General features: G+C 61.2%; 14 protein-coding genes. 10 read left to right on the top strand and 4 right to left on the bottom strand.

The genetic code is table 11. The features are described from left to right. Positions 1 to 32: 32 nt before the first annotated feature. The 3 genes from feoB to Q0K15_RS00110 all read right to left on the bottom strand — a co-directional run bounded on the left by feoB (position 33) and on the right by Q0K15_RS00110 (position 2,816). Complete coding sequence (feoB, locus tag Q0K15_RS00100) at positions 33 to 2,243, bottom strand: ferrous iron transport protein B (protein WP_294510179.1); 2,211 nt, start codon at positions 2,241 to 2,243, stop codon at positions 33 to 35. A gap of 120 nt (positions 2,244 to 2,363) precedes the next feature. Then, complete coding sequence (locus Q0K15_RS00105; RefSeq protein WP_294510440.1) at positions 2,364 to 2,585, bottom strand: FeoA family protein; 222 nt, start codon at positions 2,583 to 2,585, stop codon at positions 2,364 to 2,366. A gap of 21 nt (positions 2,586 to 2,606) precedes the next feature. Next, entirely contained in the window at positions 2,607 to 2,816 is a 210-nt protein-coding gene (locus tag Q0K15_RS00110) for a FeoA family protein (RefSeq protein WP_294510181.1), read from the bottom strand. Between the two features lie 252 nt (positions 2,817 to 3,068). Here Q0K15_RS00110 and Q0K15_RS00115 point away from each other — a divergent pair, with 252 nt between their 5' ends. From Q0K15_RS00115 to Q0K15_RS00135, 5 genes are all read left to right on the top strand, one after another. Then, complete coding sequence (locus tag Q0K15_RS00115) at positions 3,069 to 3,443, top strand: metal-dependent transcriptional regulator (RefSeq protein ID WP_294510184.1); 375 nt, start codon at positions 3,069 to 3,071, stop codon at positions 3,441 to 3,443. A 189-nt stretch (positions 3,444 to 3,632) separates the two neighbouring features. Next, a complete protein-coding gene (locus Q0K15_RS00120) occupies positions 3,633 to 4,196 on the top strand; it encodes a DUF3793 family protein (RefSeq protein ID WP_294510187.1) in 564 nt (187 codons plus the stop codon). A 52-nt stretch (positions 4,197 to 4,248) separates the two neighbouring features. Beyond that, the gene (locus Q0K15_RS00125) at positions 4,249 to 4,680 is read left to right on the top strand and encodes a flavodoxin (RefSeq protein ID WP_294510190.1); all 432 of its coding nucleotides are present in this window, start codon (positions 4,249 to 4,251) and stop codon (positions 4,678 to 4,680) included. Positions 4,681 to 4,698: 18 nt separating this feature from the next. After that, complete coding sequence (locus Q0K15_RS00130) at positions 4,699 to 5,097, top strand: metal-dependent transcriptional regulator (protein WP_294510193.1); 399 nt, start codon at positions 4,699 to 4,701, stop codon at positions 5,095 to 5,097. Positions 5,098 to 5,188: 91 nt separating this feature from the next. After that, positions 5,189 to 5,980, top strand: a complete 792-nt coding sequence (locus Q0K15_RS00135) for a ZIP family metal transporter (protein WP_294510196.1) — start codon at positions 5,189 to 5,191, stop codon at positions 5,978 to 5,980. 6 nt (positions 5,981 to 5,986) lie between these two features. Here the strand turns inward: Q0K15_RS00135 and Q0K15_RS00140 are convergent, their stop codons facing one another. After that, positions 5,987 to 7,978, bottom strand: coding sequence for a fructose-1,6-bisphosphatase (locus Q0K15_RS00140; RefSeq protein ID WP_294510199.1), 1,992 nt, complete (start codon positions 7,976 to 7,978; stop codon positions 5,987 to 5,989). 431 nt (positions 7,979 to 8,409) lie between these two features. Here Q0K15_RS00140 and Q0K15_RS00145 point away from each other — a divergent pair, with 431 nt between their 5' ends. The 5 genes from Q0K15_RS00145 (at position 8,410) to tuf (ending at position 13,306) form a co-directional block, all read left to right on the top strand. Next, entirely contained in the window at positions 8,410 to 8,652 is a 243-nt protein-coding gene (locus tag Q0K15_RS00145) for a ribosomal L7Ae/L30e/S12e/Gadd45 family protein (protein ID WP_294510202.1), read from the top strand. A gap of 81 nt (positions 8,653 to 8,733) precedes the next feature. Continuing rightward, positions 8,734 to 9,156 (top strand): 30S ribosomal protein S12, encoded by a 423-nt coding sequence (gene rpsL, locus Q0K15_RS00150; protein ID WP_204739785.1) that lies wholly within the window; start codon positions 8,734 to 8,736, stop codon positions 9,154 to 9,156. 216 nt (positions 9,157 to 9,372) lie between these two features. Continuing rightward, on the top strand, positions 9,373 to 9,843 hold the full coding sequence (gene rpsG / locus Q0K15_RS00155) for a 30S ribosomal protein S7 (RefSeq protein WP_204739783.1): 471 nt from the start codon (positions 9,373 to 9,375) through the stop codon (positions 9,841 to 9,843). 17 nt (positions 9,844 to 9,860) lie between these two features. Beyond that, entirely contained in the window at positions 9,861 to 11,969 is a 2,109-nt protein-coding gene (fusA, locus tag Q0K15_RS00160) for an elongation factor G (RefSeq protein ID WP_294510211.1), read from the top strand. A gap of 134 nt (positions 11,970 to 12,103) precedes the next feature. After that, positions 12,104 to 13,306 carry an elongation factor Tu gene (gene tuf, locus Q0K15_RS00165; protein WP_294510214.1) on the top strand — a complete coding sequence of 401 codons (1,203 nt, stop codon included), beginning with the start codon at positions 12,104 to 12,106 and terminating at the stop codon, positions 13,304 to 13,306. Positions 13,307 to 13,393 lie beyond the last annotated feature (87 nt).

Here is a 13,393-nt window from a genome sequence, read left to right on the forward strand (position 1 = left end):
AGAGAAAAGCCTCCTTTCAGAGATGAGATGGTTCAGGTCCGGACGGCGTCCACGGCCCGGAGCCGGACGGTGTCGCCCTGGTAGCCCTTGCGGAAGAGCAGGAAGATGAGGGCGGCCAGGCAGAGGACGGCGGCCACGGTGCCCGCACCAAAGCTAACCTGACCGGTGATGAGACCGCCAAACTGATAGACCATCAGGGAGATCACATAGGCAAAGCCGCACATATAGCCGATGGCGCCCAGAGTCCACTTGGGGCTGTTCATCTCCCGTTTGATGGCGCCCATGGCGGCGAAGCAGGGGGCGCACAGTAGGTTGAAGATCATGAAGCTGTAGGCGGTGATGCCGGTGAAGTCGCGGGCGATGTTGCCCCAGATCTCGTCGCCGTTGTCGGAGAGCTCACCGGCGAACTGGTAGAGGACGCCGAAGGTGCCCACCACGTTCTCCTTGGCCACAAGGCCGGTGAAGACGGCCACGGCGGGCTTCCAGGAGCCGAAGCCCAGAGGGGCGAAGAGGAAGGCGATGCCGGAGCCGATGGTGGCCAGCAGGGAGGTGTTGTTGTCCTCCACGGCCTGGAGAGTGCCGTCCACCATGCCATAGCCCTGGAGGAACCACAGTACCACGGAGGAGAGGAGGATCACGGTGCCTGCCCGCTTGATGAAGGACCAGCCCCGCTCCCAGGTGCCCCGGAGGATGTTGACGGGCTTGGGGATGTGGTAGGCGGGCAGTTCCATGACGAAGGGGGCGGGGTCGCCGGCAAAGATGCGGGTTTTCTTCAGGATGATGCCGGAGATGACCACGGCGGCTACGCCAATGAAGTAGGCAGAGGTGGCCACCCAGGCCGAGCCGCCGAAGAGGGCGCCGGCAAAGAGGCCGATGATGGGCATTTTGGCGCCGCAGGGGATGAAGCCGGTGGTCATGACGGTGAGCTTGCGGTCACGGTCCTGCTCGATGGTGCGGGAGGCCATGATGCCGGGGACGCCGCAGCCGGTGGCCACCAGCATGGGGATGAAGCTCTTGCCGGAAAGGCCGAAGCGGCGGAAGATCCGGTCCATGATAAAGGCGATGCGGGCCATGTAGCCGATGTCCTCCAGGATGCACAGCAGGAGGAAGAGGACCAGCATCTGGGGCACGAAGCCGAGGACCGCGCCCACGCCGGCCACGATGCCGTCCATGACGAGGCCGTAGAGCCACTGGGCGATGACGGGGGCGCCGTCGGCGCCCAGGAGGAAGCCGTTGAGGAAGTTGGGGACGATCTGGCCGAAGAGAACGTCGTTGGTCCACTCGGTGGCGGCGGTGCCGATGGAGATGGGGATGGTAACGGTATCCGTCTCAATGGCAAAGCTGCCCATGGAGAGGGCGTATACCAGGAACATGACTACGGCGAAGATGGGCAGGGCCAGCACCCGGTGGGTGACGATCCGGTCGATCTTGTCCGAGGTGGAGAGGCCGGCGCGGACCTTTTTCACACAGTGGTCCATGACCTTGGAAATATAGGTATATCGCTCGTTGGTGATGATGGACTCGCTGTCATCGTCCATGGCGTCCTCGCAGTCCTTGATGAGGCCCTCCAGGCGGGCGGAGACGTCGGCGGAGAGGGTGAAGCCGGCCATGACCTTCTCATCCCGCTCGAAGAGCTTGATGGCATACCAGCGCAGAGAGTCGGAGGGGACCACGTCCTTCACCAGCTGGGAAATGGAGCTGAGGGCCTCCTCCACCGGCTGGGCAAAGGCATGCCGGGGGGCAAAGGACTCCTTGGTCAGGGCCAGGGCGGCGGCCTTTTCGGCGGCGGCTATACAGCCCTCGCCTCTGACGGCGGCGGTCTCCACCACCGGACAGCCCAGGGTGGCCGAGAGTTTGGCAGTGTCGATCTTATCGCCCCGTTTCTTGACCACGTCGATCATGTTGAGGGACACCACCACCGGGATGCCCAGCTCCAGCAGCTGGGTGGTGAGGTAGAGGTTGCGCTCGATGTTGGAGGCATCCACCAGGTTGAGGATGACGTCGGGACGCTCACGGGTCAGGTAGTTCCGGGCCACCACCTCTTCCAAGGTGTAGGGGGACAGGGAGTAGATGCCGGGCAGGTCCATGATGGCCACATCCTTGCGGCCCTTGAGCCGGCCCTCCTTTTTCTCCACGGTGACGCCCGGCCAGTTGCCCACGAACTGGGCGGAGCCGGTGAGGGCGTTGAACATGGTGGTCTTGCCGCAGTTGGGATTGCCGGCAAGGGCGATGGTGATAGACATGTTGATCGATTCCTCCTCTGCGGGGGCATCCCCGCTGACAAATTCAGTCTTTGAAGGCTGGTTATCTCTTGCTAACTCAAATACAAAAGGGATGGGCGGTCTCCCGCCCGTTCTGTGTGCTCACTGCACCTCGATACACTCGGCGTCGCCCTTGCGGATGGACAGCTCGTATCCGCGGACGGTGATCTCCACGGGGTCGCCCAGGGGAGCGACCTTGCGGACATAGACGGTGGCGCCCTTGGTGATGCCCATGTCCATGATGCGCCGGCGCAGGGCACCCTCGCCGTTGAGCCGGGTCACCTGTACGGTCTGTCCCACTTTGACGTTTCTCAAAGTCACGATGGTTTCCTCCTCTCCTTGCTGTTACACCAGGATGCGCCCCGCCATGCTCTTACTCAGGGCGATGCGGGTATCCTTGACATTGACGATCAGGTTTCCGCCCATTTCGGAGATTACGGTCACCTCGCCGCCCTCCACCAAGCCAAGGCTCTCCAGAAAACGGCGTGTGTCGTCTCGTCCATTGATCTTTTTTACCCGGTTGGCAGAACCGGAAGGGGCCATAGTCAGGGGCATGATAACGATCACCTCTCCTTATGATACCGCTGTGTGCAGGGGCACGCAGCAAACGGTTAGCTATTACTAACTATCTGACGACGGTTAGTTTACCATTGCTAACCGATCCTGTCAATACCCCGCAGGAAAAATTCTCCGTGGGGGACCGGAGGACCGCACCCCTTGTGCCCGGAGCGGGAATGTGCTAAAATATAACAATACCATCTGCCCGTGGCGTTGACGCGGGGACAGTCTGACCGGGAGGGAAACCCATTGAAGATCCAAGAATCGGCGGAGGACTACCTGGAGGCCATCCTGGCCATCCGGGAGGCGAAGGGGACGGCACGCTCCATCGATGTGGCCCACCGCCTGAACTATTCCAAGCCCAGTGTGAGCCGGGCCATGAGTCTGCTACGGGAAAACGGCTATGTGACTATGGACAAGGATGGCCTGCTGGACCTTACCGATGCGGGGATGGCCATCGCCTCCCGGATCTACGAGCGGCACCGATTCCTCACCGAATGGCTCACCGCCCTGGGGGTGAGCCCGGAGGTGGCGGCGGAGGACGCCTGCCGCATCGAGCACGACATCAGCGAGGAGACGTTTTCCCGCCTGAAGGCCCATATTGCCCCCAAGGAATCACAGTAATGTCCTGCCCGCCGGAATCCGGCGGGCAGAATTTTTTTGCCTGACCCCTTGACAGGGACGAGTGGGGTGTGGTATCCTCCAGGTGGTTAGCAAAAGCTAACTAGAGAGAAACGGAGGGGATGTGAGCCCCCCTTTCTTTTTCAAATATGGTTAGCAAGAACTAACTAAAAGAAAAGGAGAAGACCGACCATGAAACGGACCCTGGATCAGATTTTGGCCTATCACTGCGCGCCTGCGCTGGCGGGCCTGAAGCCCTCCAACCTCGTCTCCCTCTCCCGGGAGGAGTTTCCCGACCTGGAGGAGCGGCTGGAGGAGTACCGGCGGCTTTTTGCCCCCAGAGGGGTGGCCTTCCGCACCATGTGCGGCTGCGGCCGAAACCTGCTGGTGCTGGTCTACCGTCCGGCGGAGCTGGAGCGAGCCCTGCGGGCGCCGCTGTCGGCGGCCCTGCTGAAAAAGGACGGCTACGACGCCGGGGAGGATCTGGGGGCCATGCTGGACCGGCTGGGCCGGAGGCTCCGGGCAGAGGGGGACTTTCCCCATGAGATCGGTCTTTTCCTGGGCTATCCGCCGGAGGATGTGGCGGGCTTCCAGCGCCACCGTGGCCGTAACTGCAAGCTGTGCGGACACTGGAAGGTCTATTCCGACGTGGAGCGGGCCAAGGCCCTGTTCCGGCGGTACGACCGGTGCCGGGAGTACCTTTGCGCCCGGCTGGCCATGGGCATGACCCTGGGCCAGGTGTTCCGGGCGGCGTGAATCTCTTCAAAGTACGACAACCTTTTTCAAACAACACAGGAGGGAAATTACCATGAGCAAGATGACTGTGATCTACTGGTCCCAGACCGGCAATACCGAGGCCATGGCCAAGGCCATCGCCCAGGGGGCGGAGGCCGCCGGCGCCGAGGTGAAGCTGCTGACGGTGTCTGAAGCCTCCGAGGCCGACGTCACCGGCAGCGACCTGGTGGCCTTTGGCTGCCCTGCCATGGGGGCCGAGGTGCTGGAGGAGGACGAGTTCGAACCCTTCTTCACCTCCGTCGAGGATAAGCTCTCCGGCAAGAAGGTGGCCCTTTTCGGCTCCTACGGCTGGGGTGACGGTCAGTGGATGCGGGACTGGTGGGACCGCGCGGAGCGGGACGGCGCCGTTCTCTACGGCGGCGAAGGTCTGATGATCAATGAGACGCCGGATGACGAGGGCCTGGGGCGCTGCCGGGCCTTCGGCGGCGGCTTCGCCGGCGCGTAAGGAAAGGAGGCGGCAGGAATGGGTATGTCTGCGGCGGCCACACGGTATCTGCTCACCATCTATCAGCTCAGCGGCGAGGGGGCGCCCGTGCGCTCGGTGGACATCTCCCGGGCCCTGGGGGTCTCTCCCGCCAGTGTGGTCCACATGATGGGGGTGCTGAGTCAGGAGGGACTGGTCAGCAAACGGCACTACGGCCGGGTGCAGCTCACCGGGGAGGGCATCTGGGCGGCCAATCAGCTCTATACCAAGTGCATGCTCCTGGAGTCCTTTTTGGCCGAGGAGCTGGAGGTAGACGAGCGGGTGGCCCGCCGGGACGCCATCGCCTGCCTGTGCAGCCTTTCGGAGGAGAGCATCGAGCGGATCGTCCGGCGGGTTCTGCCGGACAACACCGTCATCCTGCGGGCCGTGGGAGAATAACGGCCCATTTTACAAAAGCAGCGCGCCGGTGAACAGAGGTTTTCTGTTCGCCGGCGCGCTTGTTGATTTCAGAAAAAGGAGAATAGATATTATGTCACCGATCTTATGGGCGGCGGGGGGCACAGGCTTCACCTTCCTGATGACCGCCCTGGGCGCCGCTCTGGTATTTTTCTTCCACAAAAGCGCCACGCCGGCGCTCCAGCGGATCTTTCTGGGCTTTGCCGCCGGCGTCATGACGGCGGCAGCCGTGTGGTCCCTGCTCATCCCCGCCATCCGGGAGGCTGAGGCGATGGGAGGGCCGGGCTGGGTACCGGCGGCGGGGGGCTTTCTCATGGGTGTGGGCTTTCTGCTGGGGCTGGACGAACTCCTGCCCCACCTCCACCCCGGCAGCCGGGACCCGGAGGGCATGCCCACCGGCCTGAGACGCACCACCCTCATGGTGCTGGCGGTCACCCTTCACAACATCCCGGAGGGGATGGCGGTGGGCCTCAACTTTGCCCTGGCGGCCCAGCACGGCGGGGACGAGGGCCTCTATGCCGCGGCCATGGCGCTGGCCCTGGGCATCGGTATCCAGAACTTCCCCGAGGGGGCGGCGGTGGCCCTACCCCTGCGGCAGGAGGGGATGAGCCGTTGGAAGGCCTTCCTGTACGGGAGCGCCTCTGGAGTAGTGGAGCCCATCTTCGGTGTCCTCACGGTGCTGGCTGCGGGGAGCATCGGCCCCCTCATGCCCTGGCTGCTCTCCTTTGCCGCCGGCGCCATGCTGTATGTAGTGGTGGAGGAGCTCATCCCGGAGGCCCATCTGGGGGAGCACTCCAATACGGGGACCCTGGCGGTGATGTCCGGTTTCCTCCTCATGATGGTCCTGGACGTGGCCCTGGGGTGAGGGCGATCAGTCCCGGTGGTCCTCCAAAACCTCGCCCATCCTGTAGGCCCGGAGCAGGGCCTTCAGGTCGTCCACCTGCTGCTGGAGCTCGCTGCCGATGTCAGTGCCGGAGATCTTGACCCGGGTCTCCATGCGCTCAAAGACCTCGGAGGTGGAGGCAATGTCCCGATTTTCCCGAATGGCCTCCTGCTTGCCGGAGAAGGGCTTGTGGGAGACGATGCGGTAGCAGTTGGAGTTGTAGATGAGGGTGTAGCCGGCGATGCCGGTGGTGGGCTGGTAGGCCCGGCAGAAGCCGCCGTCGATGACGATGAGCTTGCCGCCGCCCTTGAAGGGGCTCTCGCCCTTTTTGGACTTCACCGGCACGTGGCCGTTGATGATGTGGCAGTGGGGGCCGCTGAGTCCGAACTCGGCCAGGAGCATGTCGCACACGGCGGGGTCATTGTAATAGGTATAGTAGGCGTTCTTGGGCTCGGCCCAGGAGGACTCGTCCTTGATGAGGCGGCGCTCGAAAGTGGTCATCTGGTGCCGGCCGAAGAGGGGGGAGTTGCGGCCGCACCAGAGGAACCAGAGGAAATCCTGACCGGCAGTGCGCTCCGGGGTGCCGGGCTTGGCGTAGTAGCCCTGGCGGGCCACGGCCTCGGCGTGATCCAGGAAGGCCCGGCCACCCAGGTTCTTGCAGCCCACCATGCTGAACTTGAGGATCTGGCCGTCCTCGGTGAGGGGGACGCAGCCGTGGAGGAGGAGGTTGCCGTTGAAGACCTTGTAGAGCCCGCCCTTGGAGTAGAGGAAGCGGACATGCTTCTGGAGCTTTTCGCTGCGCTGGAAGGAGTCGGTGAGCTGGTCGATGAGGTCACTCTCCTCGGGGGAGAGGTCGTAGGGGTGCTCACGGTCCACGGTGGGGAAGTCGGTGTCGGCCAGGTCGTACTTGACGCCGTTGATGGTGATGCACTTGTGCCCGTAGTCGATCTTGTCCAGCAGCAGCCGGTCCTCCATGCCGAAGCCGGGGTTGCGCATGATCTTCTGCCCCTCCAGCTTGAAGAGGATGATGGTGATGGCCTTGTGCATCCGGGCGGCCAAGGCCTTGTCCTTTTCGGTGTAGTGGTCGGCGTCGTCCCCGGCGAATTTGGCCTCGAAGCAGGAGCAGTCGCAGTCCCGGTAGACCTCGTTGGCGAAGAGGGCCAGCGGGCGCAGGGAGATGCCGTAGCCGGTCTCGATGACCTCCAGGTTGTTGTAGTGGATGGAGTTGGAGAGCACGGTGGCCACCAGGGTGCGGCTGCCGGTGGCGGCGCCCATCCACAGCACGTCATGGTTGCCCCACTGAATATCCACATTGTGGTGGGCCATGAGGGCGTCCATGATGATGTCTGCCCGGGGCCCTCGGTCGAACATGTCGCCCACCATGTGGAGCCGGTCCACCACCATGCGTTTGATGAGGTTGCACACGGCGATGATGAAGCCCTCAGCCCGGTCGATGTCGATGATGGTGGAGATGATGTTCTCATAATAGTCCCGCTTGTTGTGGAACTCATAATTGGTGTTGAGCAGCTCGTCGATGATGTAGGCGTACTCCTTGGGCAGGGCCTTCCGGACCTTGGAGCGGGTGTACTTGGAGGTGACCAGGCGGCAGATGTCGATGAGCCGGTGGAGGGTGATGCGGTACCACTCCTCCAGCTCTTCCTGGCTTTCGGTCTGGGCGGCGATTACGCTGAGCTTCTCCTCGGGGTAGTAGATGAGGGTGGCCAGCTGGTCCCGCTCCGCCTTGGACACGCTGGTTGCGAAGAGGGCGTCCACCTTCTCCCGGACCACACCCGAGGCCGAGTTGAGGATGTGGAGGAAAGCCTCGTATTCGCCGTGCACGTCGGAGATGAAGTGTTCGGTCCCCTTGGGTAGGTTCAGGATGGTTTGGAGATTGATGATCTCACTGCTGGCCGCCTGGACGGTGGGGTACTGGCGGGAGAGCATCTGCAAATAGCGCAGGTTTGGGGTCATTTTTTTCATCCGGCTCACTCCTTCTGTGTGGTTGTGTCATCACCCCTGATTGTACCACCGCAGCAGCAGAAAAGGTACTACTTTTTAAACTAAAATTATAATGAAAAACAAGTGAAAACTGGGAAAATAGAAACGAAAGAAGGAACTTTCCTATGAAAAAATGTAACGGCGCGATGGGACCCTAAGGCCCTTTTGAACGACCAGATATTTCCTTTCGATAGAAAAAACATGTACGGCTACGGACGTTTTTCATGGTAAACATGCAAAAATGTATAAAGCAGCAGGCGGTGTGGTGGTTTTTCCTGTCAAAATATCGCTTGACTTCCCTTGTGGCCCATGGTATAATCCCAAATTGCGCAGGTGTATTCTGCGCTCGGTGGAAAAGTGGGTGGAAAACCCCGCTTTCCATTGGGACATCTGAACTCAAGGGGGATGACGGTTTGCTCACCGAGCTCAAGACCGGACCCCGGGTGGTGGGCGCCAAGCAGACCCGCCGCGCTCTCAGCGATGGAAAGGCCGTTCGGGTCTATCTGGCAGAGGACGCCGACCCGGGTGTGACCGGACCCATCGAGACCTTGTGCGCCGAGCGGGGCACAGAGGTCGTCCGTGTTCCCGCCATGCGGGAGTTGGGCCAGGCCTGCGGCATTGCCGTGGGGGCCGCCGTGGCGGCACTGGTCCGCTGAAAGTGATTTTAACGGAATAATTTTCTGTTGTTCCGTTAAAATATATTTTTGATTGAAAATGCGAGAAAGGAGGAAATATCCATGCCTACGTTCAACCAGCTCGTCCGCAAGGGCCGCGAGAAGGTGACCTACAAGTCCACTTCCCCCGCCATGCAGCACGGCCTGAACACCCTGAAGAACCGCGAGACCGACCTGCCTTCTCCCCAGAAGCGCGGCGTGTGCACCGCTGTTCGTACCTCTACCCCCAAGAAGCCTAACTCCGCGCTCCGTAAGATCGCCCGTGTGAAGCTCACCAACGGTTACGAGGTCACCGCCTATATCCCCGGTGTCGGCCACAACCTGCAGGAGCACTCCGTGGTCATGATCCGCGGCGGCCGTGTTAAGGACCTCCCCGGCGTGCGTTACCACATCATCCGTGGTACCCTCGACACCCAGGGCGTCAACGGTCGTATGCAGGCCCGTTCCAAGTACGGCGCCAAGCGGCCCAAGGCCGGCAAGAAGTAAGAGATTACTTCTCCATGGGACGCCTCTGGCGTTCCGCACAACCATGAACGACTTTCGCGCTCGTAGCGCAAGGCAGTTGTCCTTGCAGAAGCGCTTACCTATATAATAGGGGCGTTTTCCTGTGAGGCACTGGACAAGCAGGCACTTGTCTTACACGGGGGCTTTTTGAAAGCCTTCGAGTACCTATGAAATCATACTGTGAAGGAGGGAAGCAAAGTGCCCAGAAGAGGAAACGTACCCAAGCGGGAGGTTCTGCCCGATCCCCTGTATAACTCCGTCCTGGTGACCAAGCTGGTCAACAGCATCATGCTGGACGGCAAGAAGGGTGTCTCCCAGAAAGTGGTCTACGGTGCTTTCGACATTATCAAGGAAAAGACCGGTAAGGAGCCCCTGGAGGTTTTCACCACCGCTCTGGAGAACATCATGCCGTCCCTGGAGGTCAAGGCCCGCCGTGTGGGCGGCGCCACCTACCAGGTGCCCATCGAGGTCCGCCCCGAGCGTCGTCAGACCCTTGGTCTGCGCTGGCTCACCACTTATGCCCGCAACCGCAGCGAGAAGACCATGAAGGAGCGTCTCGCCGGCGAGATCATGGATGCCGCCAATAACCTCGGTTCCGCGGTCAAGAAGCGCGAGGATACTCACAAGATGGCCGAGTCCAACAAGGCCTTCGCGCATTACCGCTGGTAATAAGGAGTTATTAGAGTATGCCTAGAAAAGTCAGCCTAGAGAATACGCGTAATATCGGCATCATGGCTCATATCGATGCCGGTAAGACCACGACGACCGAGCGCATCCTGTTCTACACCGGCGTCAACTACAAGATTGGCGAGACCCACGACGGTACCGCCACTATGGACTGGATGGCTCAGGAGCAGGAGCGCGGCATCACCATCACCTCTGCCGCTACTACCTGCTACTGGAAGGGCTCCAAGAACCAGTTCCCCCAGACCCGTATCAACATCATCGACACCCCGGGCCACGTGGACTTCACCGTTGAGGTGGAGCGTTCCCTGCGCGTGCTGGACGGTTCCGTGACCGTCATGTGCGCCAAGGGCGGCGTGGAGCCCCAGTCCGAGACTGTGTGGCGCCAGGCCGACCACTACAAGGTCCCCCGCATGATCTACGTCAATAAGATGGATATCATGGGTGCCGATTTCTACAACGTGCTGCGCATGATCCACGACCGCCTCAAGTGCAACGCCGTGCCCATCCAGCTCCCCATCGGTAAGGAAGAGACCTTCAAGGGCATCATCGACCTCATCGAGATGGACGCTGACATCTACTATGATGAGATGGGTAAGGACATGCGCGTGGAGGAGATCCCCGCCGATATGATGGAGCTGGCTCAGGAGTACCGGACCAAGCTCATCGACGCCTGCGCCGATCTCTCCGATGAGATCATGGAGCTGGCCCTGGAGGAGAAGCCCATTCCCCAGGACCTGATCCGGAAGGTCATCCGTCAGGGCACCATCGACAACAAGTTTGTCCCCGTGACCTGCGGCACCTCCTATAAGAACAAGGGCGTGCAGAAGCTGCTGGACGCCATCGTGGACTTCATGCCCTCTCCTGTGGACATCCCCGACATCGACGGTGTGAACCCCGATACCGACGAAGAGGACCATCGTCCCGCCGACGACAACGCCCCCTTCTCCGCTCTGGCCTTCAAGATCATGACCGATCCCTATGTGGGCCGTCTGTCCTTCATTCGCGTGTACTCCGGCGTGCTCAACACCGGTACCTCCGTGCTCAACTCCACCAAGAACCAGAAGGAGCGCATCGGTCGTATCCTGCAGATGCACGCCAATCACCGCGAGGACATCGAGACCGTCTACTCCGGCGACATTGCCGCCGTGGTTGGCCTGAAGAACACCACCACCGGCGACACCCTGTGTGATGAGAAGCATCCCATTATCCTGGAGTCCATGGAGTTCCCCGAGCCCGTTATCCGCGTGGCCATCGAGCCCAAGACCAAGGCCGGTCAGGAGAAGATGGGCCTTGCTCTGGTGAAGCTGGCCGAGGAGGACCCCACCTTCAAGACCTATACCGACGAAGAGACTGGTCAGACCATCATCGCCGGCATGGGCGAGCTCCACCTGGAGATCATCGTGGACCGTCTGCTCCGCGAGTTCAAGGTGGAGGCCAACGTGGGCGCTCCCCAGGTCGCCTACAAGGAGACCATCAAGAAGAGTGTGGAGCAGGACACCAAGTATGCCCGTCAGTCCGGCGGTAAGGGCCAGTACGGCCACGTCCGCATTACCGTTGAGCCCAACGAGCCCGGCAAGGGCTATGAGTTCCTCAACGAGATCACCGGCGGCGTCATCCCCAAGGAGTATATCCCCGCTGTCGACGCCGGTATCCAGGGCGCCATGCAGGCCGGTGTTCTGGCCGGCTACCCCGTGGTCGATGTGAAGGTCCACCTGACCTTCGGCTCCTACCACGAGGTGGACTCCTCCGAGATGGCCTTTAAGATTGCCGGCTCCATGGCCTTCAAGGAGGCCTGCCGGAAGGCCAATCCCATCCTGCTGGAGCCTGTGATGAAGGTCTCCGTCATCGTCCCCGACGAGTACCTGGGCAACGTCATCGGCGACCTGAACGGCCGCCGCGGCATGATCCAGGGCCAGGAGAGCCGTCCCGGCGCCACCCAGATCGACGCTCTGGTGCCTCTGGCCAACATGTTTGGCTACGCCACCGACCTGCGTTCCAGCACTCAGGGCCGCGGCCAGTACTCCATGGAGCCCCACAGCTATGTGGAGATTCCCAAGAGCATTGCCGACAAGATCATTGCCGAGCGCGGCCGCAACAACGCGGAATAAATTCTACGCTTTCCCTGGGGCTTTTGCCCCAGGGCAGGGCGAGAAAGGGTATTGCAATTCTGGCGGCTATGCGTTAGAATGTTACCCGTAATTATACAGTCGTAAAACCTGTAATATAAGGAGGACAACTTAAAATGGCTAAGGCTAAATTTGAGCGTACCAAGCCCCATGTCAACATCGGCACTATTGGCCACGTTGACCACGGCAAGACCACTCTGACCGCCGCTATCACCAAGTATCTGGCTCTGAAGGGCCAGGCTCAGTACGAGGACTACTCCAGCATCGATAAGGCTCCCGAGGAGCGTGAGCGTGGTATCACCATCAACACCGCCCACGTGGAGTACGAGACCGACGCTCGTCACTATGCCCACGTCGACTGCCCGGGCCACGCCGACTATATCAAGAACATGATCACCGGTGCTGCCCAGATGGACGGCGCCATCCTGGTCATCGCCGCCACTGACGGCCCCATGGCTCAGACCAAGGAGCACATCCTGCTGGCCCGTCAGGTGGGCGTGCCCGCCATCGTGGTCTTCCTGAACAAGTGCGATCAGGTCGACGACGAGGAGCTGCTGGAGCTGGTCGAGATGGAGGTCCGTGAGACCCTCGACAAGTACGAGTTCCCCGGCGATGACACCCCCATCATCAAGGGTTCCGCTCTGAACGCTCTGACCTGCGAGTCCGGCGACCCCAACGATCCCGCTTTCGCCTGCATCAAGGAGCTGATGGACGCTGTCGACTCCTATATCCCCACTCCCGCCCGTAACGACGACCTGCCCTTCCTGATGCCCGTCGAGGACGTGTTCACCATCTCCGGCCGTGGCACCGTGGCCACCGGCCGTGTGGAGCGTGGCGTGCTGAAGGCTGGCGAGACCGTCGACATCGTGGGCCTGAGCGACGAGAAGAAGTCCACCGTCGTCACCTCCATGGAGATGTTCCGCAAGACCCTCGACTATATCGAGGCTGGTGATAACGCTGGCTGCCTGCTGCGTGGTATTGCCAAGACCGATATCGAGCGTGGCCAGGTGCTGTGCAAGCCCGGCTCCATTCACCCCCACACCAAGTTCGTGGGCCAGGTGTACGTCCTGAGCAAGGACGAGGGCGGCCGTCACACCCCCTTCTTCAACAACTATCGTCCTCAGTTCTACTTCCGTACCACCGACGTTACCGGCGTCATCACCCTGCCCGAGGGCACCGAGATGTGCATGCCTGGCGATAACGTCGACATGAAGGTCGAGCTGATCACCCCCATCGCCATTGAGAAGGGCCTGCGTTTCGCTATCCGTGAGGGTGGCCGTACCGTGGGTTCCGGCGTGGTTATCGAGATCGAGGAGTAATTTTACGCCTGAAACACCCCACCGCAGATGCGGTGGGGTGTTTTTTTGTCTGTGGGCCACTGTGTAGCCGGATGGGGACAGATGCCT

The organism is uncultured Intestinimonas sp., assembly GCF_944387245.1.
GTDB lineage: Bacteria > Bacillota > Clostridia > Oscillospirales > Oscillospiraceae > Intestinimonas.

What these genes read in the sequence shown, in the direction of transcription:
- Q0K15_RS00120 (WP_294510187.1), top strand. Translation starts at nt 3,633, where the DNA reads ATGAAACGGACCCTGGATCAGATTTTGGCCTATCACTGCGCGCCTGCG.
- feoB (WP_294510179.1), bottom strand. Translation starts at nt 2,243, where the DNA reads ATGTCTATCACCATCGCCCTTGCCGGCAATCCCAACTGCGGCAAGACC.
- Q0K15_RS00110 (WP_294510181.1), bottom strand. Translation starts at nt 2,816, where the DNA reads ATGCCCCTGACTATGGCCCCTTCCGGTTCTGCCAACCGGGTAAAAAAG.
- Q0K15_RS00130 (WP_294510193.1), top strand. Translation starts at nt 4,699, where the DNA reads ATGGGTATGTCTGCGGCGGCCACACGGTATCTGCTCACCATCTATCAG.
- rpsL (WP_204739785.1), top strand. Translation starts at nt 8,734, where the DNA reads ATGCCTACGTTCAACCAGCTCGTCCGCAAGGGCCGCGAGAAGGTGACC.
- Q0K15_RS00135 (WP_294510196.1), top strand. Translation starts at nt 5,189, where the DNA reads ATGTCACCGATCTTATGGGCGGCGGGGGGCACAGGCTTCACCTTCCTG.
- Q0K15_RS00140 (WP_294510199.1), bottom strand. Translation starts at nt 7,978, where the DNA reads ATGAAAAAAATGACCCCAAACCTGCGCTATTTGCAGATGCTCTCCCGC.
- Q0K15_RS00125 (WP_294510190.1), top strand. Translation starts at nt 4,249, where the DNA reads ATGAGCAAGATGACTGTGATCTACTGGTCCCAGACCGGCAATACCGAG.
- tuf (WP_294510214.1), top strand. Translation starts at nt 12,104, where the DNA reads ATGGCTAAGGCTAAATTTGAGCGTACCAAGCCCCATGTCAACATCGGC.
- fusA (WP_294510211.1), top strand. Translation starts at nt 9,861, where the DNA reads ATGCCTAGAAAAGTCAGCCTAGAGAATACGCGTAATATCGGCATCATG.